The 23,676-nt window shown below is 25.7% G+C and carries 25 protein-coding genes and 1 other RNA gene; 13 read left to right on the top strand and 13 right to left on the bottom strand.

Going from position 1 to position 23,676, the window contains the following annotated elements; all coding sequences use genetic code 11:
- The first annotated feature begins 122 nt into the window (after nt 1–122).
- Complete coding sequence (locus CBLAS_RS05355; RefSeq protein WP_106872738.1) at nt 123–2,186, top strand: dynamin family protein; 2,064 nt, start codon at nt 123–125, stop codon at nt 2,184–2,186.
- Nucleotides 2,179–3,981, top strand: coding sequence for a dynamin family protein (locus CBLAS_RS05350; RefSeq protein ID WP_106872740.1), 1,803 nt, complete (start codon nt 2,179–2,181; stop codon nt 3,979–3,981). The genes CBLAS_RS05355 and CBLAS_RS05350 overlap by 8 nt, the downstream gene beginning before the upstream one ends.
- Here CBLAS_RS05350 and CBLAS_RS05345 read toward each other — a convergent pair.
- From CBLAS_RS05345 to CBLAS_RS05335, 3 genes are read right to left on the bottom strand one after another with little or no spacing between them, the layout of a single operon-like run.
- Nucleotides 3,978–5,021 carry an AI-2E family transporter gene (locus CBLAS_RS05345; protein ID WP_106872742.1) on the bottom strand — a complete coding sequence of 348 codons (1,044 nt, stop codon included), beginning with the start codon at nt 5,019–5,021 and terminating at the stop codon, nt 3,978–3,980. The genes CBLAS_RS05350 and CBLAS_RS05345 overlap by 4 nt on opposite strands.
- On the bottom strand, nt 5,011–6,021 hold the full coding sequence (ruvB, locus tag CBLAS_RS05340; protein WP_106872744.1) for a Holliday junction branch migration DNA helicase RuvB: 1,011 nt from the start codon (nt 6,019–6,021) through the stop codon (nt 5,011–5,013). Before ruvB ends, CBLAS_RS05345 begins: the two co-directional genes overlap by 11 nt.
- Before the next feature lie 4 nt (nt 6,022–6,025).
- Nucleotides 6,026–6,712: a tetratricopeptide repeat protein gene (locus CBLAS_RS05335; RefSeq protein ID WP_106872746.1), complete on the bottom strand. Its 687-nt coding sequence runs from the start codon at nt 6,710–6,712 to the stop codon at nt 6,026–6,028.
- A gap of 96 nt (nt 6,713–6,808) precedes the next feature.
- Between CBLAS_RS05335 and ssrA the strand changes: the two genes are divergently transcribed.
- The 8 genes from ssrA (at nt 6,809) to CBLAS_RS05305 (ending at nt 10,948) form a co-directional block, all read left to right on the top strand.
- Nucleotides 6,809–7,169, top strand: a transfer-messenger RNA (tmRNA) gene (gene ssrA, locus CBLAS_RS05330).
- 171 nt (nt 7,170–7,340) lie between these two features.
- Nucleotides 7,341–7,733 carry an integrase arm-type DNA-binding domain-containing protein gene (locus tag CBLAS_RS09570; RefSeq protein ID WP_241517642.1) on the top strand — a complete coding sequence of 131 codons (393 nt, stop codon included), beginning with the start codon at nt 7,341–7,343 and terminating at the stop codon, nt 7,731–7,733.
- Nucleotides 7,723–8,616 (top strand): tyrosine-type recombinase/integrase, encoded by an 894-nt coding sequence (locus CBLAS_RS05325; RefSeq protein ID WP_241517643.1) that lies wholly within the window; start codon nt 7,723–7,725, stop codon nt 8,614–8,616. The genes CBLAS_RS09570 and CBLAS_RS05325 overlap by 11 nt, the downstream gene beginning before the upstream one ends.
- 403 nt (nt 8,617–9,019) lie before the next feature.
- Nucleotides 9,020–9,322 carry a hypothetical protein gene (locus tag CBLAS_RS05320; RefSeq protein ID WP_133169630.1) on the top strand — a complete coding sequence of 101 codons (303 nt, stop codon included), beginning with the start codon at nt 9,020–9,022 and terminating at the stop codon, nt 9,320–9,322.
- 614 nt (nt 9,323–9,936) lie between these two features.
- Nucleotides 9,937–10,065, top strand: coding sequence for a hypothetical protein (locus CBLAS_RS09680; RefSeq protein ID WP_277620713.1), 129 nt, complete (start codon nt 9,937–9,939; stop codon nt 10,063–10,065).
- 55 nt (nt 10,066–10,120) lie between these two features.
- Entirely contained in the window at nt 10,121–10,336 is a 216-nt protein-coding gene (locus CBLAS_RS05315; protein WP_106872750.1) for a hypothetical protein, read from the top strand.
- The gene (locus CBLAS_RS05310) at nt 10,302–10,601 is read left to right on the top strand and encodes an AAA family ATPase (RefSeq protein ID WP_342354099.1); all 300 of its coding nucleotides are present in this window, start codon (nt 10,302–10,304) and stop codon (nt 10,599–10,601) included. Before CBLAS_RS05315 ends, CBLAS_RS05310 begins: the two co-directional genes overlap by 35 nt.
- Nucleotides 10,583–10,948, top strand: coding sequence for a hypothetical protein (locus CBLAS_RS05305; RefSeq protein ID WP_133169631.1), 366 nt, complete (start codon nt 10,583–10,585; stop codon nt 10,946–10,948). The genes CBLAS_RS05310 and CBLAS_RS05305 overlap by 19 nt, the downstream gene beginning before the upstream one ends.
- 165 nt (nt 10,949–11,113) lie before the next feature.
- On the opposite strand, the gene CBLAS_RS05300 is transcribed toward CBLAS_RS05305, so the two are convergent.
- Together CBLAS_RS05300 and CBLAS_RS05295 are read right to left on the bottom strand one after the other, a co-directional pair.
- Complete coding sequence (locus tag CBLAS_RS05300) at nt 11,114–11,410, bottom strand: hypothetical protein (protein ID WP_106872756.1); 297 nt, start codon at nt 11,408–11,410, stop codon at nt 11,114–11,116.
- Nucleotides 11,410–11,649 (bottom strand): hypothetical protein, encoded by a 240-nt coding sequence (locus CBLAS_RS05295; protein WP_106872758.1) that lies wholly within the window; start codon nt 11,647–11,649, stop codon nt 11,410–11,412. Before CBLAS_RS05295 ends, CBLAS_RS05300 begins: the two co-directional genes overlap by 1 nt.
- Before the next feature lie 362 nt (nt 11,650–12,011).
- On the opposite strand from CBLAS_RS05295, the gene CBLAS_RS05290 reads away from it, so the two are divergent.
- From CBLAS_RS05290 to CBLAS_RS09415, 3 genes are read left to right on the top strand one after another with little or no spacing between them, the layout of a single operon-like run.
- On the top strand, nt 12,012–12,560 hold the full coding sequence (locus CBLAS_RS05290) for a hypothetical protein (RefSeq protein WP_106872760.1): 549 nt from the start codon (nt 12,012–12,014) through the stop codon (nt 12,558–12,560).
- A gap of 5 nt (nt 12,561–12,565) precedes the next feature.
- Entirely contained in the window at nt 12,566–13,228 is a 663-nt protein-coding gene (locus CBLAS_RS05285) for a relaxase/mobilization nuclease domain-containing protein (protein WP_106872762.1), read from the top strand.
- A 13-nt stretch (nt 13,229–13,241) separates the two neighbouring features.
- On the top strand, nt 13,242–13,406 hold the full coding sequence (locus CBLAS_RS09415) for a hypothetical protein (protein WP_216837721.1): 165 nt from the start codon (nt 13,242–13,244) through the stop codon (nt 13,404–13,406).
- A gap of 757 nt (nt 13,407–14,163) precedes the next feature.
- Here CBLAS_RS09415 and CBLAS_RS05280 read toward each other — a convergent pair.
- From CBLAS_RS05280 to CBLAS_RS05245, 8 genes are all read right to left on the bottom strand, one after another.
- Complete coding sequence (locus tag CBLAS_RS05280; protein WP_106872764.1) at nt 14,164–15,075, bottom strand: Abi family protein; 912 nt, start codon at nt 15,073–15,075, stop codon at nt 14,164–14,166.
- 794 nt (nt 15,076–15,869) lie between these two features.
- Nucleotides 15,870–16,808, bottom strand: coding sequence for a HipA domain-containing protein (locus CBLAS_RS05275; protein ID WP_106872768.1), 939 nt, complete (start codon nt 16,806–16,808; stop codon nt 15,870–15,872).
- Between the two features lie 278 nt (nt 16,809–17,086).
- The gene (locus tag CBLAS_RS05270) at nt 17,087–17,590 is read right to left on the bottom strand and encodes a hypothetical protein (RefSeq protein ID WP_106872770.1); all 504 of its coding nucleotides are present in this window, start codon (nt 17,588–17,590) and stop codon (nt 17,087–17,089) included.
- Between the two features lie 35 nt (nt 17,591–17,625).
- On the bottom strand, nt 17,626–17,910 hold the full coding sequence (locus CBLAS_RS05265; RefSeq protein WP_106872772.1) for a hypothetical protein: 285 nt from the start codon (nt 17,908–17,910) through the stop codon (nt 17,626–17,628).
- 28 nt (nt 17,911–17,938) lie between these two features.
- Complete coding sequence (locus tag CBLAS_RS05260) at nt 17,939–18,223, bottom strand: hypothetical protein (protein WP_106872774.1); 285 nt, start codon at nt 18,221–18,223, stop codon at nt 17,939–17,941.
- A gap of 1,793 nt (nt 18,224–20,016) precedes the next feature.
- Nucleotides 20,017–20,481: a DUF411 domain-containing protein gene (locus CBLAS_RS05255; RefSeq protein WP_420913001.1), complete on the bottom strand. Its 465-nt coding sequence runs from the start codon at nt 20,479–20,481 to the stop codon at nt 20,017–20,019.
- A 116-nt stretch (nt 20,482–20,597) separates the two neighbouring features.
- Complete coding sequence (locus CBLAS_RS05250; RefSeq protein ID WP_106872777.1) at nt 20,598–22,835, bottom strand: glutamine--tRNA ligase/YqeY domain fusion protein; 2,238 nt, start codon at nt 22,833–22,835, stop codon at nt 20,598–20,600.
- 321 nt (nt 22,836–23,156) lie between these two features.
- Nucleotides 23,157–23,600 (bottom strand): DUF411 domain-containing protein, encoded by a 444-nt coding sequence (locus CBLAS_RS05245; protein WP_106872779.1) that lies wholly within the window; start codon nt 23,598–23,600, stop codon nt 23,157–23,159.
- Between the last annotated feature and the right edge of the window lie 76 nt (nt 23,601–23,676).

Genomic DNA, 23,676 nt, shown 5'->3' with positions numbered 1-23,676 from the left:
TTTTAAATTAAAGATTTTTATAAAAAGATACAATCTACGACATTAGAAATAAATCAGAACTAAACATAATAACAAATCAAAATCATTTAATATTATTTAGTTAGTTTGTAAAAAGGGCGTTAATGGATGAATTTTTAGATGAAATTTGGGGTATTGATAGACTATGTATATCTTATGATATTAAGGTTGAAGCTGATTCAAAAATAGCTGCAATCATTTTACTAGTAGATAAAGACAACATAGATAGAATTTCAAATCTGAGTAGCTTTAAGGATATTTTAGACCATTTAAAATTAGAAAATTCACTTTATGGAATACAAGTAGCTCAAATAGGGGTCATAAATGGTATTAAAAATATTGAAATTTCAAAACTTGAGACACTAAATAACTTAAAAACATTAAAATTATCAAAAATTATAGATAGTAAAAAGTATGAACAGATACAAAGGTTTTTAAATACTATTGAGTTTTTAAAACAAGATATACCTTTTGAAGATATAAAACAAAATTTTAGCTTTTATAAAAGTTTAGATGAGTTAAACTCCTTAGCAGACGAACTTAGTAGATTTGATAAGCAGGCAAATGATGTAAAAGAAAAGTCTAATAATAGCGAGTTTGTTATATCTGTTACTGGCGTCATAAATGCTGGTAAATCAAGCATGTTAAACTCTTTTTTAGGAAGTGATATACTAGGTACATCAAATATACCAGAAACTGCCAATCTCTCTTTGCTTAAATATGGTAAAAGTAGTATTGCTAAGATTGTTTTTTATAATGATGAAGAGTTAAAAAGATTTGGAATTGATAAGAGGTATGAAGATAAAACAGTACCTTTAAGTGAACTTATAAATTATACATCCGCACAATTTGAAATTTCTAAATATATTAAGATGATTGAACTAAGCTTGGACTTGCCAATGCTAAAAGATAATATTAGCATTGTAGACACTCCAGGGCTTGATGATACGGTTGTTTTAAGAGAAGAATTAACAAAATATTTTATGGATAAAAGTGATACTATAATTCATCTTATGAATGCCTCTCAAAGCTCTACTAAAAAAGATATTAGTTTTATAGTGGATACGCTTCAAAACTCTAAAAATAGCTCTTTAATAGTTGTATTAACTCATTCTGATTTGCTTAGCGAAGAAGAGCTTGTTGATGTTGTAAGCTATACTGAAAAAAGCATAAAAGAGGAGCTTTTGAAATTTGGTTTTGCTACTAATTTAATAGACAACGTTAAATACTTTAAGATTGATAATATAAGTAAAAATGGTATATATGAGTTAAAAAACTATATATACAATATGTTTTTTGGTAAAAATTCGCAAAAAGCAAATTTGATCATCCAAAGTTATCTAAAAGAGTTAAAGCTTATAAGCTCTAGGCTTATTAAAGATATGGAATTTAAAGTATCAAAATTAAGTAAAAATAACTTAGAGTTAGAAAGTGATAAAGATAGACTAAAAAAAGAGATATCTAACCTAGAATCCAAGATATCCGATACTGAAAATGAGATAAATGGATATTTAAATAGGCTTGATTATAGTGATATAAATTTTGAACTTAAATTTAAAGATGCTTTTTTAGGTATAAAAGATGGAATTATACTTGATTTAAAATACAATGAAAGTAAAAAGACAAAGCCTGATTTTGATAGGATAAAGACAATAAGTCAAAGCAGACTAAAAGATATAATAACAGATGTGTTAAGAGATATAGCATATCAAATTTCAAAAGATATAGAGTTAATTAAATCAAATTTAAAAGATAGATTAAAGTTAAACAGTAACTTTAGTTTGAATATTAAAAAATTTATAGATGATAACCTTAATGAAGAAAAACAGATTAAATTTTCCTATGAAATTTTAGAAATAATTAAAAAAAATCTTAGCTTAGAAAAAAAGTCTCAACTTTTAGAGAGTTATTTTGATATGTTTTTAAATGATTTGGATTTAAAAAATATGGTTAACAAGCTAAGTAAGGAAAATACTAGTAGCTTTAAAGAGTCTTTAAAAATGGAACTTCTAGGATTTAAAAAAGAGCTCGAAAATAAGCAAAGCAGTCTTGAAGAGATTTTTTATAACAAACAAAATAGCTCAAAAGACGAAATGGAAGAGGCCAGCAAGCTTAAAAAAGATTTAAACATTTTAAAAGATATAGAAAAGAGATTAAACAATGCTTAATAATTTTATAAAAGATTATCAAGATAACTATATTTTAGAGTTTGAAGATGGTTTTTGGGGTGATTTTAAAAAGGTTTGTAAAAAACTTTTAGAGCCAAAAAATCATCCAAGCAATGAGTTAAAAGATAAGTTGAGTTTAATATCGATTCTTGAACATGAACCCATTAGTGTAGCTGTTGTAGGTCAATTTAGTAGTGGGAAATCAACTTTTTTGAACACTTTACTAGGTAAAGATATATTGGCAACAGGTATAACACCTGTAACTGCTAAAACTACAACGATAAAATACTCTCCATTTGATCTTATTAAAATCAAACATTTTGATGGCAGGGAGGAAATTCTAGCAGTAAATGAGCTTGAAGCTTACACAGATCAAAGAGGAGATATGAAAGATGTTAAAGATATAACAATATATCTTAGCAACGAAGCTTTAAAAAACTTTACTATTATAGATACTCCAGGACTAAACTCAAGAAGTGATGATGATACAAATGAAACTATAAATATATTTGATAAAATTGGCGCAGTGTTATGGGTAAGCCTTATAGATAATGCAGCAAGAGCAAGTGAGATAAAAGATGCTACAAAACTTCCAAAATACTTAAAAAACAACTCACTATCTTTGCTTAGTCAAAAAGATAGAATTAGTGATGAAGAGTGCAAAAAGGTTTTAAAGTATTCAAAAGAGATATTTAAAGAGTATTTTTTAGATGTTATAGCCATTTCATCAAAGCTAGAAAGTAAAGGACTAGAAGATAGTGGATTTAATGAAGTAAGAGAGTTTTTAAACGCTCTTGAAGGCAAAAAAGAAAATCTTGTAAGAGATAAATTTAACATTATTTTATCTGATCTTATTAAGGAGAGAGAATTTTATGTAAAATTATACATAAAATTAGAAGATATATTAAGAGAGATGGTAACAAAAATATCTTTAAAATTTGAGCACAATTTAGAGCTCTATGCAAATGAGTTTCAAAAAATTTACAACTGGATAAATGAAACTTCAAGTTCTATTAGTAAAATATTTGAAACTTGTGTTGAAGGGGTTGATGCTCACTACTTCAAAGAAGGCAAAAAGAGAATTTTATCTTCAAATTTAAATTATATAAAGGTTGATTATAAAAGTCCTAGATTTAACAAGGATTTTGCACTATCTAAACTTTTATATAATGATGATAAGCTTGCAACCGCTTTTAGGGTATTTAGATCTAAGTTAAATGATTTTGAAAAAGAGATTTTAGATGATATGCAAAGTAGCTATAAAGAGCTAGAAAGAGAAATTTTACTCTTTAAGGGTAGGCATGAGTCTATGATAAAGAAAAAAGATATATATTCTAGTATTGAAAATGAAATTGCCTCCAAAGTTGCTAGCGAGGTGTATGAACTTTTTTTAAAAAATTATGAAAATGCTTTTTTTAAAACATCACAAGAAATTAAACTTTTTTTTGAGAAGATAGATATTAAAATTTCTACAAATTATCAAAATTCCGTTAAACTAAGCGCCAATCTTATAGAAGATAAAGTTTTAAAATCAATTGAAGATTATGAGAGTGATCCTTTAACATTCCCACTTTTTTATCCTAAATTTGATGATTTTAAAAATGAAATGTTAAAAAATTTAAACTATTATGAGTTTGAGGGTGATTTTATAGGCGATAGGACTTTTATCAAAAAAACATTAAACTCTTTAAATGAAAAAATTTTAGAAATATTGGAATCTAATTTAAATTATATAGATATTTTAAAAACAAAACATCAAGATATAAAATATGATTTAAAAGCAATCAATTTTTAAATTTGATTGCTTTGTTTTAGGTTGTGATATGTTTTTAGTGTCGCTACAAATAGAGTAGTTATAGCAGGGCCTAAGATAATTCCCCAAAAACCAAATGTTGAAATCCCAGCTAGCATTGCAAAAAATATAATTATCTCATTTATGTTTGCAGGTTCTTTTACAAGTTTTGAATTTATAAATTTAGTTATAAATGGTTTTACTATATTATCTGCTAAAAATGCCACAACTATTATAGAATATGAAAGTATAAAAATACCACCTATCAAATCTCCTTTTGCTAGCTCATAAATGGCTACAGGCACAAAAACTAAACCACCGCCTACAATTGGTATTAAACAAGCAAAAGCATATAATATACCAAGTAAAAACCCATCGTATCCAAAAAATATCACCATGGCTCCAAACAAGAATCCTTGGAATACAGAGTTTAAAATTGTTGTGTATAAAACTACGCTCATTGTATTCGATGTCTGATCAAATATATAGTCAAACTGTTCGCCCTCCATTGGTATATAGGTTTTTACATATTCAATAATTTGATTTATGTATAGGTTTGTAATAAAATAAAAAATTAAAATAAGACCCATATCAACTATAAAATTTACACTTGATTTCCCTATATTTGATGCATATTCTAAACTTTTTGATGCAATCTTATTTATATTTACAGAGCTAAAAATATTATCAAATTCTGGCAATATAAAGCTCAAGCTATCAGGAATAGGGTAGTCATAGTTTTTAATGGTTAGTAGTATGTCTTTAATATCTTGAAATTGAATATTTGCTCCATAGATTGCAAGCTTGGATATAGCATAAGAAAATGGCACTAAAAACAGCAAACAAGCTGTTAAAGTGGTTAAGCATGCTGATAAAAGACTTTTTTGTTTTGTTAAATTTAGTATTTTTTGGTGTATATTGGAAGTAGAGAGTGCTAGTAAAATACCTATTGAAAAAGTCATTAAAAATGGTTTAAATAGGTAGATTACCCAGCAAAATACAAATAGTATAAAAGAGATAAAAAACCACTTACTAGTTTTCATCAAAAAGTCCTTTGTCATAACTTTGCCCTAAGGCTTCATAACTTTTATAGCTTGCAATTCTACCTTTTGCAGTTCTTTGGATATATCCATTTGCAATTAGATATGGCTCTATTACATCCTCAATTGTTCCCTCATCTTCACTTAGAGCTGCTGCTATTGTGCTAAGCCCCATTGGGCGTTTGTTGGCTTCAAAAAGCGTGCTTAGGTATTTTATATCCATCTCATCAAAACCAAGCTCGTTTACGCCTAAGCTATCAAGAGAGTTTTTGGCTCTTTGTTGCGATATAACCTCTTCATTATTCACATCAGCAAAATCTCTAATTCTTTTTAAAAGTCTAAGGGCTATCCTAGGGGTTCCACGACTTCTTTTTGCTATCTCTAAAGCAGCATTTTTATCCGCTTTTTTATTTAACTTAATTGATGCTTTTTGAACGATTTTAGCTAACTCTTCTGAGCTATAAAATTGAAGTCTAAAAGATATCCCAAATCTATCTCTTAAAGGTGCGCTTATCATTCCAGCTCTTGTAGTTGCACCAATTAAGGTAAATTTAGGAATATCTAGTTTTATGGTTTGGGCAGCAGGACCACTTCCTATAATAATATCAAGTCTAAAATCTTCCATAGCAGGGTATAAAATCTCTTCAATTGCTGAGCTTAGACGGTGAATTTCATCTATAAATAAAACATCACCTTCTTCTAGGTTTGTTAAAATTGCAGCTAAATCCCCACTTTTTTCAATCATAGGTGCAGCTGTAATTTTTATATTAGAGTTCATTTGATTTGAGATTATATGAGCAAGTGTTGTTTTACCAAGACCTGGAGGACCATAGAAAAGTACATGATCCAAACTCTCTTCTCTTTTTTTGGCAGCTTCAATGAATATTTTAAGATTTTGTTTTATTTTTTCTTGACCTATGTATTCATAAAAACTACTAGGTCTTAGACTTACCTCATACTCTTTTTCAAAGCTTACTTTTTCTATCTCAACAATTCTATCCATCTAGTTATTTATTCTCTTGTTGCATTTCTTTTTTTATTCTTGTTTCATATTTACAAGCAGTTTCATCAGCTAAATTGCACGCTTTTGCAAAAAGTTCATGTGCTTTGATGTAATTCACGTCTACACCTAAACCATTTACATATAAAACACCTAAGTTTTTACAGCCCTCAGCATAATTCAAATCACATGATTTTTCGTAGTAATCAAAAGCTTTTTTAGGGCTTTGTCTTACACCATCTCCATATTCGTACTGATATCCAACTTGCGCACAAGAAAAACCATGTCCTAAATCACATCCTTTTTGAAAGTATTCTACAGCTTTAGTAAAATCCACATCAACTCCATCGCCCTTAAAGTAAGACATGCCTAAATTTGAGCAACCTGTTGCGTCTTTGTATTCACAACCTTTAATGTAGAGCTCTATAGCTTTTTTCTTATCTGCTGCAAAACCAAGCCCATTATCATATAGATATGCTAAATTTGTACAAGCTGTTCCATCTTGTTTGTTTTGGCATAAATCTTCCCAAATTCTTCTAGATTTTTCATATTTTTGATCAGCAAATGCTGCTTTTCCTTCGTTAAAAAAATCTCTAGTAGAATTGGAATCATTGGCTGTTTTTGGGTTTGTCATTCCTGGATGAGCTACTAAGCTTATACTAGTAAAAAATAAAAAGAATAAAGTTTTTCTCATGTTTTTCCTTTGTTAAAAATAAACTATATTTTACCCAAAAAAACGGTAATTGACAAATGTATTTAATTCTAGTAAAATATATATCTTACATTACATGGGGGTGACTTGGCTTCGACAGGAGTAGAGTGGTCACGGTGGCATGCCGCTTTGGACATAGCGTATAAAGTCTAAAATAATTTAAACGCAAACAACGTTAAATTCGCTCCTGCTTACGCAAAAGTAGCGTAAGTTCAGTTGAGCCACGCTAAAAGCTGATACTATTTAGGCTTTCAAGCGTGTAATTTTAAATAGTGTAGTTTAGATGTGTGACGAGCATTTAAATGAAACTTTAGTCTTAGTCTAAAAACCAGGTTTTGGAAAATGAGCCCTTTTAGATGAAATTTTCATTTTCACTAAGCATGTAGAGGCTTTGGTCTTTTGCTTTTGGACTGCGGTTCGATCCCGCACACCTCCACCAATCATACATTTTTTCATTTTTCTTAATTTATTTTTACCTCTTTTTATTTACCTATAATATCGCTATATACGTAGTTTTGTTTATTTTTATATAGTATAATTTCTTTTAGCCTAATAAATATTTCAAATTTATTAGGGGACTAGTTGAATTTATTAGTGGACTATTTGAAAAATGGCAAACAAATCAAGTGTATATTTAACCGATAAAGATATTAGAAATTTGGAGATTAAACCAAAAAGATATAAAAAAGCTGTTGGTGAGCCAAAAGAACTTTATATATGGGTAAATCTCAAAGGAAGCAAAATATTTTTTATAAAGTATAAAGATAAATTTAATAAAGAAAAATCTATAAGAGTAGATGAGTTTAGAGAAGGTATATATAGTGTCAATGAGGCAAGAAGAGATATAAGAACTATTTTAAACAAAATATCCAATGGTAAAACACTTCAAGAGATTAAAAATAAAAATAGTGATAAATATATATTTAAAAATCTTTTCTATAGATACATTGATATAAAAAAAGATAAAGTTAGCGAAAACTATCTAAAAAAAAATGATAAATAGAATAAATCTACATATAATGCCGTCTTTAGAAAACATGGATGTTAAAAACATTAAATCAACTATGCTCAGAGATCTTTTAAATCCATTGTTTAATAGAGATAATCCGAGCAAATCAAGATTAGAAACAATCCATAGGACAATTAGAGATTTAAAAACTATCTTTAGCTTTGCATTAAGGGATGGCTATATAACGATTGATCCAACTATTGGACTAGCTAACGATTTTCCAACTTCATATAGTTTTGCCAAAAATCGTGGTGTTGATACTAGATTACCTGCAATTATAGATGAGAGTGTATTGAAAGAATTTTTAATTGATTTAAAAAATGACAATTCTATGGATTTGCAAACTAAAAGAGCGGTTTATCTACAAATTTTAACCACAAATAGACCAATAAATACAGCTGAAGCAAAATGGAAAGATATAGATTTGGAAAATAAAATATGGACTATATCAGCTGAAGAGATGAAAACAAATATTAAACATACTATCGGACTTAGTAGCTATGTTGTAGACATTTTAAAAGAGCAATATCAATATAGTAAAAATAGTAAATTTGTTTTTCCAAGTGTTATAGCTAAAGATGGGCATATTCATAGAGATGCTATTAGTAAAGCTATGAGAAATTTGGGCTATAAGGATAAATATAAAAATAGAGTAACTGCTCATGGTTTTAGGGCAACATTTAAAACAATATGCACTTTAAATTTAGCAGAACTTTTAAAAATTGGTATAACAAGGGAGGTGATAGAGGGCTGTTTAGCACATAAAGAACATAATAAAATTATTGAGGCTTATCAACGAGAGAAAACAACTATTAATAATAAGATTAAGCTTATGCAATGGTATGGAGATTATTTAAATAAATTAGAAGGAATATAAAATAAATTTTGAGAATATAATTGAAAATATAAAAAAAGAAGATATTGAAAATGGTTATACTGAAGGATATCTTTCCGGATTTGTAATTAATACATTTTTTTGGGAATTATTAAAAGAAGAATGTCCTGATTTAATAGAAAAAAATAAAAAAATAATTTTGCTGATTTGGAATTAAAATTTAACGAAGTATATAAAAATATACCAAGAGAGGTTTTATATAATAGTAATATTGGTAAAAATTTAGCTTATAAAATAGCCACGATATATAAAAATTATTTTCTAGAATTAGTAAAATATTGGTCTTCGACTAAACAAAAAATAAGTATAAAACAAAAAAATAAAAAGGTTAAAAGATAAGTCAATAAGTGAATTTGCTATGACTATATGCAAAGATGAATTGATATTGCATAAATATAAATATATCTGGTCGAAACATTGTAGAAGTGGCTATATTAAAAGTCATAATAAATATAAAGCACTTAAAGACAATAAAACCTCAGTTATAAAAGATAATTGGACTTTACTATTTAAGAAAGAAGAAAATAATTTAAAGCATATAGAATATAAAAGTTTAGTAGACATTAAAAGTTCTTATCGAGAAAAATTATTGCAATTAAACAATGAATTTAAGGAATATAAATTTCCAGACACACCAATAAAAAGGAATGAAATTTTAGCATATATACAAAAAAACTTAAAAATATAATTAAATAATATCTATTTTTCTTTACTGGTCTTTCATAATTTTATAATATTTTAAATATATTAAAAAATACAAATAACCCTAAAATACGACATTAAAAATATATTATTTTAATATTTTAATATATCTTGTAAATGTTCATAGCCAATATTTTTTGATTTTTATTAGAACAATATTTATATCTTATTAAAGTTTTATATTTTTGTAAAACAAGCTATTCTTTTAAAAATCAAAAATAAGATACTCTTTTGCTACCACTAAAAATCAAAAATCAATTAAAATTCAGTCATAAACCAATAAAAAGGAGAATAAATGAAAAAGATTGATTTTGAATCTTTGCCAAACAAAATAAGTTTAGCTAATGAATGGCTTACACCAAAACAATTAGAAGAATAGCTTGGTATATCAAAAACTTTGCAAGAAAAGATGAGAATGAAAAAAGTTCAAATGCAAGAGATTAATCCTATACCATTTTCTAAATTTGGAAAATCTATATTTTATAATAGAAAGAAGATACATGAGTGGCTACTAAGCAGGGAAGTTTAAATAAAAAATAATTTAGAAATTCTCGGTCTAGAAAAACCGAGAATAATCGTAATAAAAACAATGATATTGTAGTGAATAAAAGCAAATTAAACAATCAAAATAGATTAAATATACAAAATTTAAGAGAGAAATTTAAACTTCATCCAAAAGATATAGAAAACTATAAACCAGTTTGGTTCATAGAAAATTTCTCTTGTTAGTATTTACTCAAAAGCAGGTGAGGGAAAGAGCTTTTTTGTCTTATATTTATCTATTATGTTATTAGATTCAAAGTTAATAGATGGAGTTATATATTTTGACGGAGATAACGGTATGAGTCAATTTGCTAGAAGAAATTTAAACTATATTTTAGAAAAGTATGAAAATTTTGAATATTTTGTAACATTTAATTTAAAAAACCCATTAGAATTTTTATATAAAAGGCGTTTGATTTCCGATTTACTTTTGGGAAAAATCAGAACTAGAAAATAAGCTTATTATTATTGATAGTATTAGAGATTTTATGAGAGGAGATATGACAAAAGATAAAGATGTTATACCAGTTTTAGAAAATTTAAAATCTTTAAGAAGTAAAGGAGCTACAGTAATATTTCTTCATCATCAAACAAAACAAAAAATGGAGAAAATGATAAAACATATAAAGGTGCAACTTCATTTGAAGATAGTGTTGATGAAGCTTATTTTTTGGAAAATAAAACAGCAAGTTATAATAATTTTTTGTATAATATCATTTTAACTCTAGAACCACAAAAAAGAAGAGATAAAACAAATTCATATGCTTTTTCTATCGATGTAAAAAATTTTAAAATAGAAATACTTGATTATGAATTGTATTCAATGAGTCAAAAAGAGTTGATGACTTTATCTTATGTTTGTGAAATTATTAATGAAAATCCAAGCGGTATAGCTCAGTCAAAACTTACGAGAAGATTGCAAAAAATTGCAAGAGAAGACTATGTTGAAATTGTAGGATTAAATGCTTTATGGAATTTGTTAAAAAAGAATAATAATAATAAATTTATTATTGAAAAAATTAGAGGGCAGGGTAGAAGTGGATATACAAATTTTTATAAACCTTTATAGGATTAAAGATATATATTAATTTTGTTAAAAATAAAGACAAGGATATATATGTTTTTCACTATTGGAATTTATTATTCATAAATACTTTTGTATGTAATATAAAAATAATAGTATAATCCAATTTTATTTAATTTTAATAAATTTTCTTTTAAAAGTTTATCTAATTTAGATAAACTTGATTGTTTTTGTAAAATTACCTGTTAAGCACATTTCTAAACTATATTTTTCAGCCCAATCATAAATATCTTGAAATATATATTTATGTATATTTTTTAAATGCTGATAATCAAAATTTCCTTTAATAAAATTTTTACTTAGTTTTTCAATTTGAATACTTGATAAAATTCTTTCTCTTTTATTTAAATCCATTAAATTTTTTGCACCAATTAAATTTGAATTTAATAATTGTCTGTCAAAATTATTTTCTGGTATTTCATTATCAAAATTTAATGTTTTATCCATTAAATTAAACCCCATTCTTTTTTAAGTTTTTTTATTTTTTCATCAGCTGTTGTTTCACCTTTTAAAATTCTAATACTTGTAAGAATATCTTTTTCATTTAAATACATATCTTCTATAGCAAAATTTCCTATATTTGATTTTATAGAATTATATTGTTCTTGTGTAATTTTATTTTTATATTTATCTAAAATTTTTATACTTTCTTCAAAACTATAAACTTCTGGATATTCTTCTATCATTTTTTATTCCTTATTTTCAATAATTTTTTTAACTTTTCAGAAAAATCTTTCTCTTCAAATTCATTAAGTAATTCAATAAATTTTACAGTAAAGTTTTAAACATCTTTTTTCTTTTTTAATGTTTATTTCTTTAAATTTTTTTAATTCTTTCACTTTTCTTTGTAAAAAATAATTTGTTATTTATCTTTTTTAATTTATCTATATTAATGATTTTTGAAAAATTTACTTATTAAAATTATAGTATCTTTTTAGATATAATTAGTTTAATGCAGGATAGCCTTTTACGCCGAAAATTGACAGCAATTTTTTGCATAAAAGGCTGTGTTTCTCTGCGAGGCTCATAGTATTTTTAAAAGGGTATATTGAAAAAAATGATCAAAAATAAAAATAGATTAACAATAAGAATTAAAGAAAATATTGATGAAAAAATAAGTGAACTATCAAAAAATAATAATGTTACAAAAAATGAAATTATTAATATTATTTTGTTAAATTTTTTTGAAAATAAAAATGAAGATTTGTTAGATTTTAATTTTTTTACTCTAAAAAATGAACATGAATATAGAATATATTTATTCGATAAAGAAAAAGAATTTTTAGATAAAAAAAGAGCTGAACATGGATTTAGTTTTATTACATCTGAAATAAAATTTAGACTTCTAAATACAATTTATAATGATAAATTTTTTACAAATATAGAAATGAAAAGTCTAAATGATGCAGTTAATGATATAAATGTATTGGGTAGAAATATTAACACTATATTAAAAAATGCAATTGAAACAAATAAATATAATTTTGATATAAATTATGAAAAATTTAGTTCGGATTTAAAAACCATAAAAGAAATTTTATATAAATTAAATAGAGAAATGGAAAATGTGAACTACAGAGTTCAAAAAAGGAAATAAATTAAATTGAAAAAAAATATAATTTTGAAGATGAATGGAAAGCAAGAAAAGTTTTTGAAATATTTCACCAAAAACAAAATAGCACATTTGCATTTAAAAATAATTCAAATTATTCAAAATTTTTAAGAGCGAGTAGAAATAAAACCAACAATGAAGTTGTCATAAAAATTACAAGTTCTAGTAAAAATTTTAATCTTTTAAAATCTCATATAAATTATATTAGCAGGCAAGGAAATATAGAATTAGTAGATAGTGATTATAATTTATATTCAAATAAAGATGAAATAAAAGATGCTTGTAAAAATTTTAATAGTGTATATAAAATTCCTACACAAAATGAAATTATAAATTTTAGACAAAAAGAAAAAAGAGAAACATATAATATAGTATTTTCTATGAAGGAGCACAGTCTTGCTCCAGTTAATAAAATTAGAATTGCAGCAATAAATACAATTAAAAAGAAATACCCTGATAATTATTTTGTTATAGCAATGCATAATGATACAGATAACCCACATTGTCATTTATGTTTAAAATCAGTAAATAAAAATGGTAAAAGAGTAAATATTAAAAAAGCTGACTTGAATGAATTAAGAAAAAATTTTGCTATTGAATTAAGAAAATTAAATATAGAGGCAACTGCAACTATTAGAAAAAATAAATATTGAAACCGGGAATGAATTGGAACAAAATATTTATATAAAAAATGAAACATATTATAAGAAAAAAACACACAAAGCACATCATTATAGAGTAATTGATTTTGGTGAAGCAAATTATAATTTTGATAAAAAAAGTCTATTGGTTATTTTGTTAAATATAGAACTAGTAAAGGAAAAGATGTAATAATTTGGAGTAATAATTTAAAAGAAGTTATTGAAAAAAATAATGTACAAAAAGATGAGTATTGTAGATTTGCAATAATTGATGAAGAACCAGTTGTTGTAAAAGAGAAGAAAAAATATAAAAAAGATGGAAGAGAATATATTCAAGTTATAGACAAGAAAGTTTATAAAAAAATATGGGATGTGTCAATTGAGAACAGAGCTGAAAAAAATTAAGTCCTTTAAAGGAATTTATGCAACCAAAATACGAAATAATAAAAGATGAAAATTATTATAAATACAGAGAAAAAGATAAAATTAAAAATAGTGGACAAAAAATATATTTAAAGAAAAAATATTATTTATAATAATAATATAAAATCAAGAAAAGAATAGCGAATAAAGACATTAATTTTGAAAATAAAACAATATATAGAGAAAATTAGATAGTCAAATCTTTAATTTTTAATTAATATATGTTGTTGCAAAACAATCGTTATTTAAGACATTATAGTTTCTATATTTTACTCCTATTGCTTTAATGCTATTATGGAAAGTATTATTTTTAATACTAATTTTTAAATTTTAAAGTATGTTATCATGAATTCAAGAAAGAATCAATAGTATAGAGAATTCGGAATATTTTAAAAAAGAAGTAGCCAAATACTGTATACAACAGCATTGGCTACTATTTGAAAACTTGTCAAGGCATACGCCGACTATAAAAATCTTTTATGATTTTTTATCCATATGAAAATTATACATAATTTTTTTTACAATTAGCTTAAGATAATTGAGGTTGATTTTTTAACAAACTCATATCTGCTTTTTATAATTGTATTTTTACAAAAATATTCAGGGTATTTTTCACATTCGTTAAAAAAAGAATCAATTTTATTTTTTATCATAGTTTTTGTTTCTATTGATTTACAAATATTTTTATAAATATATAATAAACATAAGAAATCATGAATAATAGGTATTTTAATTTGATTAGATGTTCTTGAAATAAGATTTTTATTATCCAATAAACTTTTAAGCCTAAATGAAAATCTAAAATTATCTATATAAGGCATTGTAAAAGTATGTAATATACAAATATTATGTGCTGATATATTTCTAATACTTTTTATTGTGTATAAGTCAAATATATTAATTCTATCTCTACTTTGTATATGGTATTTTTTTGTATAATAATCATAAAATTTAATTAATTCTCCAAAAGTTAATATTTCTATAAATACCCAAATAGGCATATTATTTCTATATTTATCCAACATAGCTTTAGAATAATAATGAATTTTGCCTTCATTATATAAAAGTATCGTTTTTGGTATATTATTATTTAAATAATCTTTTACTATCTCATACCCATCATCATCACTATTAATGCTTGATTGATAACACAGCTTGGTTTTTAGTAAATGTTCACATAATAGAGAAATTTCAAGAATAATATTTTTTAAAATAGTATCTAAAATACTAAATTTTCTCAAATATTCAAATTCTAAATTTTTATATTGTCCATTAACTTTTTCATAATTTTTTGCAAAAGATTTTACTTTAAAAAAATAATTACTATTTTCTAAGAATTTTTCGGCTTCTAGCTCCGAACATAAGTCATCAGTAAATTTTATACCTTGTGCTTTCATATGTTCTATCTGCTCTTTAATAGACAATTTTGTTTTCATTTCTTTTCCTAAATAAATATATAAAATATTATATAAAAAACTACCTTTGGATAAGATGGTTAAAATTTTAATATTATTGTATAATTAATTATACAAATACTAACGACTTTATGGTTCTAAAGGATAGTAGCAATGAATTTTAAAAAGCTTAATAAAATACTTTACCTAAATACAACATTGTTAAATATTTATATTGTATTATGTATTTTTTTTAAAGAATTTTATAATAACAACATATTAAGATTCTTATTTTTATCATTGTTATTTTTTTCTTTATTCCTTTATTTAATTGATAAAAATAATAAACAAATTAAATTTTAAAGAAAGGATTGGTTATGTTTATAAAATTAGAAAAATTGTTTGTTCCTGGTATATGTTTTCTTACATCATATATTTTATTTTTTATTCTTGTAGGGTTTCAATTTTATAACCCATTTGCAACAATAAATGGTATTTCCTGGGTAGGTGGCACAGCTATAGTTTTATATTTCATTTTTTTTAGCAACGAATATAAATAATTAAACAATAAATGTTTATTGCCTTTTAAAAAGGTAATAAACATTTTTATAATTTTTTAAAAGTTATTTATTGGTTGTTTTTTAGCTATATCTTTTAATTTAATTGCTTCATCTAAGTTGTTTATTTTATAAATGTGTCTTTAAATTCCTTTTAATCTGTATACTTTTCAAAATCAATTACAATAATAAAATTTTTCTTTCACGATATTATTTCTCCTTTTATTGCTTATAATTATCTTTCTATATCTTTGTTTTTACTGGTCATTTTTTCTTACTTTATATTTTTGATTTTTTCATAATTTCTTTTGATATAAATAATGATTTTTCATCGTCATAAATATTTTTTGCATTAGATAGATATTTTTCATATGCAACATCTAGAATTATTTCTTTTCTCTCTTTTATGACTTTCTTATAAAATTCTTTTCTATCAGAGCTTATAATTTCAATTTCATCTATTATTCTATTTATTTTTTCTAAATTTATATTTAAATTTATCTTTTTTAATGACATTAAAATATCATTATTTAAATTGCTAAAAAGAAAATTTTGTGGATTTGTCTTTTTTCCAAATCTTGTTACTGCAGAAGTTGTTTGATTTAGAATTAAATCATTAAAACTTCCTTTATGAGATAAATACTTTTGTATATCTTGATTATTTAGTTTTGGATATAAGCTTGAGCCACAATCATAAATAGGAGCAATTTTACAAGTATCATTTTGCTCATTTACTAAAATCCCCCAGTTTTCATTATGTCTATTAAAATTTGCTATAAATGTATCTGCTATAAACATATCCCAATAAAACTCTTTTAATCTATCTTTGTCAATTAATTTTTGCTCATCGATTATTTTTAAAGTTTCATCAAGATCTGTATCACTAAAGCTACTGCCACTAACACTTAAAACAGAGTTTTTTATTTTACCAAAGTTAAAAAGCCTATTTCTGCCTATTTCAAAATCTTTACAAGCTACAACAACTTTATCATCATAATATCCAAGTATGGTATCTTGCGTTTCAAAGCCCAGGGATTTAAAAATTTTAGAGGAGATATGTTCGTTGATAGTACTACTTGCATAACCACCTGTTATGTGATTATCTTTTGGAAATTTAAGCATATATAGTTCATCTTTGTAAAAAATAGCAAGTTTTTTCCCATTTAATCCATCATAAATTTTGGTATATTTTATAGTGCAATCTGAAAAATCTATCATTCTTAACTCCTTTATTTTTCACAAGCTGTTTTTGTGATTTCTCTTTTGTAATAAAAGCAATGCATAAAACCATAAATTTCATACCATAGTATCCAATTTATTTTATATTCTTACTTTTATATTTAATTAATACTCTATTTTGTAGTTGATGGAGGTGTATCTAATTCAAAATCATTTTTATCATTTTATTTGTGATCCTTAATTATATAAGTTTATGTTATATTAAAATTCCTATTTTACTATTTGGTGTCACTAAAATTAATTTAGGTTGTTTATAATTAAGCTATCAATACTTTTTCTCTTAAATATTCTAAATTATATGGCGATTTTGCTGGTCTATCTTCATCTGGTATATTCCATTCTCTTCTTACCTTAAAATACATTTCATATAAATCTATATTTAATGCTTTTAAAATTTCTAAATCTGTATTTCCCATATCTCTCATCTGTTTTGCTGTTAAAGTCCAAAAGGCTTTACTTATCTCTAACTCTTCTTGCCACTGCATTGCTGTAAGTAACTCCATTGAAGTTAATGATTTTATATCATCTTCAAAGCCTGCTAATTGTAATGCTCTGCACCATCTCATTAATATTGCTAATCTATAATTTGTTACTTCTCCTTGCTCTCCATTAAGCTCTTCCATAAGTAATGGATTGCTTGTTGCATGTCTTATCTCTTTATATGTTTGTGGTGCTAAACAATCTCTAAATATTTGCCAGTTTATTTCAACCCACTCTGGCTCTATCATTGTAAATGGATCAAAATTATCCCAATCTAACATCTCTATTCTCCTTTTATTTTTGTTATTTTACTTATTTATCTTTTTGGTTCTTCTTCTAGGTATTTCTCATATTTAGCATCTATTTTTTTAAGAATTTCATTCATTGCATTTTCCCAATATTCCTTAGTTTTAGTCTTATCTTCAAAAATCTTTTTGCGAAGTTGTTTTAGTTCTTTAAAATCTTTGTCACTATGAATATCTTCAAGACCTCTTTTATATAATTCCCAACTATACATATCATATGTTCCTTTTACTCGCTCAAGCATTGATTCAAACTCATCACCAGTCATAGTATAATCCCATTCTATAACTTTTTCCATTTTTCATCCTTTCTCTTTGTTTTAATTTTTATCTTTTTGGTTCTTCTTCTAAGTATTTCTCATATTTAGCATCTATTTTTTTAAGAATTTCATTCATTTCATTTTCCCAATATTCCTTAGTTTTGGTTTTATCTTCAAAAATCTTTTCACGAAGTTGTTTTAGTTCTTTAAAATCTTTGTCGCTATGAATATCTTCAAGACCTCTTCTGAATAACTCCCAAGTATAACTGTTATAAGTTCCTTTTATTTGCTCAAACATAAATTCAAGCTCATCACCAGTCATAACATAATCCCATTCTCTAACTTTTTCCATTTTTTACTCCTTTTTAAATTTATTTATTTTTATAGCAAGTTAATTTTATGTTAGTTGTCGTTTAGTTGAATTATAGGTTTGTCATTGCATAATGAGACCTATACTATTTCATAGTATCACTCAAAAAAAGTTTGTAAATTATTTTTTTAGCTTGAAAGTATCCACTTTTATTTAGTAGTGTAATTACTAAAATATCAAACAATTGTAAAATTAAAGTTTTATTATTTATGGAAGATAGTTAAAGTTTTGAAATAAACAAAACCAAACATATAACCATATATGGAAAGCAATAATATGTGAACATTATAACATAAAAAGTTTAAAAAATATAAAACAATCATAAATTTAAGAAAAATTTTTAAAATGTATGATTTTGTATATATTAAACTATATACAAAATCAATTACACTGCTTATTTTATTTCTTCCATAGTTGGAATACTATTTATTAAATCTGCACTTTGAATACTATTTTTAAATATAGCAGCATGAAGTATTAAAATTATCCTTATAAACAAGCCATGTAGTGGAGTTATTATAATTTTTATACATATTAAAATATTATAAAATTATATAAATATAAAAAAGGTATTAAGGGTTAAATTAAGGGTATAGTAAAATTTTTATAAGCTTAAAGTACCATTTTTAGGGCTTATATAAGTATAATTCGACCCCACACCTCCACCAATTAAGAATTTGGCCGAATTTAATATAACCTTTTTGAATCTATTTAAAAAATTTTAGTATAGAATTTTATCGATTCTATTTCTTTATTTTATCCAATATCATTTAATAAAATATAGAATATGCAGCAGGGTATATTTAGGGTTATTTTATTAAAATTAAAAATATTGTTTAAAATATACTCTTAAAAAGAGAACTATTATGTCTAGATTAACTAGCTTCTAGCAAATATTGAAACAAAATTTGTAAAGCTATATTTTTTATGTTGGAGATCTTTTTAATTAGATATTTCAGCCAGTAGAAGAGTTTACGATTAAAAGATATCTTTAATCGTAAAAAATAGTTTATGTTTTTATTTTTAATATATTTTAAAAGATTCAAGAGGTTTAAGAGAAAATATAAATTTTTAACTGTAAAAAATATTGACCTAAATAAAAAAAGAACATGTTTTTTGCAAAGTTTATAAGAATAGCTAGATAATTATAAAACAAAAATTTATAAAAGCTAGTATATTAAATTGTAAAGAGTATTATGGGGCTACATTTATCCTTTTATAAACATAGATTAATAGGGAATATTGTAATATTAAATATTATTGAAATATTACAATATTTTAAAATAAAGAGATAATTGAAACTACACAAACAGGTATGTATGTTTATAAGTAAAATTATAAATATACAATAGCATTAAAATACGTTTTTCATAATATAGTCATAGATATTAAAAAAGCATTTTGGGAAAACTAAGAAAGAACTATCCTGTTTTGCAAAAGATACAAAAAGTAAAAGGGTTATTTCTAGCTACTGATGAATGCCAGGAGATTATACTGCAAAATTGGTAATATTATTTTATATCTTTACAAAAATTTACAATATAAGACATATGAAATGAAGTGTAACATATTTAAAATAAAATAATGGATAATTCCTGCAAATAGCATCAAATTTATGTAGTAAGGTTTATATTTTTCTGATGTATGAAAAAACATGAATTTAAAAAGACTGAAGACACGATAAGGCTTATATCAGAAATACTAAAACCAAGCAAGGATGATTTAAAATAGTTTTGGTTAAAAGAGATGTTAAACATAAAACCATAATTCATAAATTATTTTAGCTTACGTACAAAATAATTTATCTTTTTACTACCAATGTATGTAGCTATAATTTCGCTAGAGCCATCAGTTTTAAAAGCTACAATATTATAAGTCTCTGGAAAGCTTCCTTGCTCCATACCAGGGCTTTCAAGAGGCATTCCTGGTGCACTTATGCCTATAACATCTTTTGGTCTGTTTTTAAGTAAAATTTTAATCTCTTGTGCTGGAACATGTCCTTCTACAACATAGCCATCAATTATAGCAGTATGGCAAGAAGATAGTTCTAGTGGAACTTTAAATTTTTCTTTTACTGATATTATATTATCTTCCAAAATTTCTTTAGTTTCAAAGCCGTTTTTGTTCATAACCTTTTCCCATTGTGAGCAACATCCACAATCAGGGGATTTATATACTTCCATAACTTGGGCTTGTAAAATACCTGCCAACATTAAACTTGATAAAATAATTTTTTTCACTTTAATCCTTTTTGAATAAATTATTTTTAATTTTATTTAATGTTTTTAAATTGATTAAAAATGATACTACAAATTGATATATTAAATGTGTTTATAATCTTAAAAAGCTGGAGTAATTAATCCAGCTTTTTCTTCACAAGTTCATTTACTACTTTTGGATTTGCCTTGCCACCAGTTGCTTTTAAAACTGCACCTACAAAAAAGCCAAAAAGATTTGTGTTTCCAGCTTTGTATTTTTCTAAATTCTCACTATTTTTTGCAAAAACTTCATCAATTATAGGCATTATCACATTTACATCACTAATTTGGATTAAACCCTTTTCTTTTACAATTTTTTCAGGCTCATCCCCAGTTTGTGCCATTATCTCAAAAACATCTTTTGCTATCTTGCTTGAAATCAGCTCATCATCTAGCATTTTAACTAAGCTTGAAATTTGCACAGGGGTAAATTTAAGCTCATCTACATCATAGCTTTTTAGCTCTTTTGCAACTTGTGAAGTTATGATATTTGCTAAATTTGAAGGACTATTTAGCTCTAAAAGTGCTTTTTCAAAAAAGTTTGAAAGAGTCTCATCTCTAGCTAGAGTGTTTGCTATTTCGCTATTTAAATTTAGCTCATTTGTGTATCTGCTAAAGCGTTTTTCTTCCTCTTTACTTAAAGGCTTAACTTCGCCTTGCGTATGCTCTTTTTTAACCTTTTTTTCTTGTTTTAATTCCTCTATTTTTGTCCACGAGTCTTTAAGCCCTACAATTTTGTTAAAAACAGGATGTTCGTCGCTGTAATCAACTGGGTCAGCATAGAAGTATCCAAGTCTTTCAAATTGGAATCTTTGGCTTATTTTTTCAGTAACAACAGCAGGCTCAATTAAGGCATTTTTGACAACTATAAGTGAGTTTGGATTTAAATCATCCATACTCTTTGGAGAATCACTCAAAAATAGCCTATCATAAAGCCTAACTTCAACTTTTTTGGCTGTTTTTGCACTTACCCATTGAATGGCACTCTTTACTTTTATACCGCTTGTGTCATTGCCACTTTTTGAGTTTGGATGATAGATTGCCCTTATTTCAGTTATATTTCCAGCACTATCTTTTATAGCCTCTTTAAAGCTTATTATGTAACCATGCTTTAACCTAACACTTTGAGTAGGAGTTAACCTATAATACCCCTTTGGAGGATTTTCGTTAAAATCATCTTTTTGGATGTAAATTTCTTTTGAAAAAGTAAGTTTTCTACTTCCACTTTTGCCAACATCAGGTGGAAAATAGTCCGCTTCTAGCTCCTCGCTTCCTTCGTAGTTTTCAATAACAACCTTTAGTGGCTCAAGTACACACATAACCCTTGGTGCTTTTGTATTTAAGTCATCTCTTATACAAAACTCAAGTTGGCTTACATCAACGGTTGAGTTTGCCTTTGCGACTCCTATTTGTTCGCAAAAGTTTACAATGGCTTCTTTTGTATATCCTTTTCTTTTATATCCTGCAATGGTAGGCATTCTTGGGTCATCCCAGCCACTAACCACACCACTTTTAACAAGTTCAATTAACTTTCTTTTGCTCATCATAGTGTAGTTCATATTTAGCCTTGCAAACTCATATTGATACGGGCGTGGGCTAAGCCCTAGAGTATCAAGTAGCCAGTTGTAAATATCACGATTATTTTCAAACTCAAGAGTGCAGATTGAATGTGTAACGCCTTCAAGATAGTCAGACAAAGGATGAGCAAAATCATACATCGGATAAATGCACCACTTATCGCCTGTTCTAAAGTGGCTTGCGTGGCGGATTCTGTAAAGCAAAGGATCGCGGAGCTGCATATTTGGTGAGCTCATATCTATTTTAGCCCTTAAAACATGTGCACCATTTTCAAACTCACCATTTTTCATGCGTTCAAAAAGGTCTAAATTTTCCTCTATTGTTCGCTCTGCAAATTTACTTCTTTTTCCCGCACTTGTAACGGTGCCACGAAACTCACTCATCTCATCTTCACTTATACTATCAACATAGGCTTTGCCCATTTTTATAAGTTTAATTGCATATTCATAAAGTTCAGGAAAATAATCAGATGTGTATCTTATTTCGCCATCATATTCAAAACCTAGCCATTTAACAGCATCTTCTAGTGCTTTTACATACTTTGTCTCTTCTGTGGTTGGGTTTGTATCATCCATTCTTAGGTTACAAAGCCCATTAAATTCTTTTGCAAGACCAAAATTTAAGCATATTGATTTTGCATGTCCGATATGTGGAAAGCCATTTGGCTCAGGAGGAAATCTCGTTACAATTTTTTCATACTTTTTTGTTTTTAAATCATCTTTTATTATGTTTTCTAAAAAGTTTGTCTTTTTTTCCATAAATTTTTTACCTTATTTAAATTTTAGAGTATTTTATCATATTTGAGCTAAAAATTTGATTGATAGGAGGTAAGTAAGCAGATAGCCAAGTTTATATTATTTGTAACTTGGCTAAGATTATTATTTTAATTTAAAAGAGTGAATTTTAAATATTTTTTGCATTTTTTTATTTTTTTTTGACACTCTTTGGTTTCTTCACCTGGGCTTATATATATGTAAAAGTATTATTTTATAGTGTTTTAAATTTTATTTTTAGGTGCTTTTAGAGTGATATAAAAGTGTTAAATCACATAAGCCACTTGGCTTATGTGAAGTAGTTAATTATCTTATCTTTTTACTGCCGATATATGTAGCTATGATCTCTTGTGTTCCATCTTTTTTAAATGCAACTATATTATAAGTTTCTGGGGTGCTTCCTTGCTCCATTCCTGGGCTTTCAAGTGGCATTCCTGGTGCGCTTATTCCTATAACATCTTTTGGTTTCTTTTCAAGTAGTATTTTTACTTCTCTTGCTGGGACATGCCCTTCTACAACATAACCATCAATTATAGCTGTATGGCAAGAAGATAGTTCTAATGGAACATTGAACTCTTTTTTAACCTCTATTATGTTTTCTTTTAAAATTTCTTTAGTTTTAAAGCCATTTTTATTCATAACAGCTTCCCATTGTGAGCAACATCCGCAAGATGGAGATTTATACACTTCCATCATCTGTGCTTGTAAAAAACCTGCTAATACTAAACTAAATAAAACAATTTTTTTCATCCCAATCCTTTAATGTAAATTAATTATTTTAAATTGTATTTAAGAAAATTAAATCGTTTTAAAACAGTTCAATAAG

The sequence above is a fragment of the Campylobacter blaseri genome (assembly GCF_013201895.1).
Lineage (GTDB): Bacteria > Campylobacterota > Campylobacteria > Campylobacterales > Campylobacteraceae > Campylobacter_B > Campylobacter_B blaseri.
The sequence above is the reverse complement of the archived record's forward strand: the minus strand, read 5'-3'. Positions and strand labels throughout refer to the sequence as shown.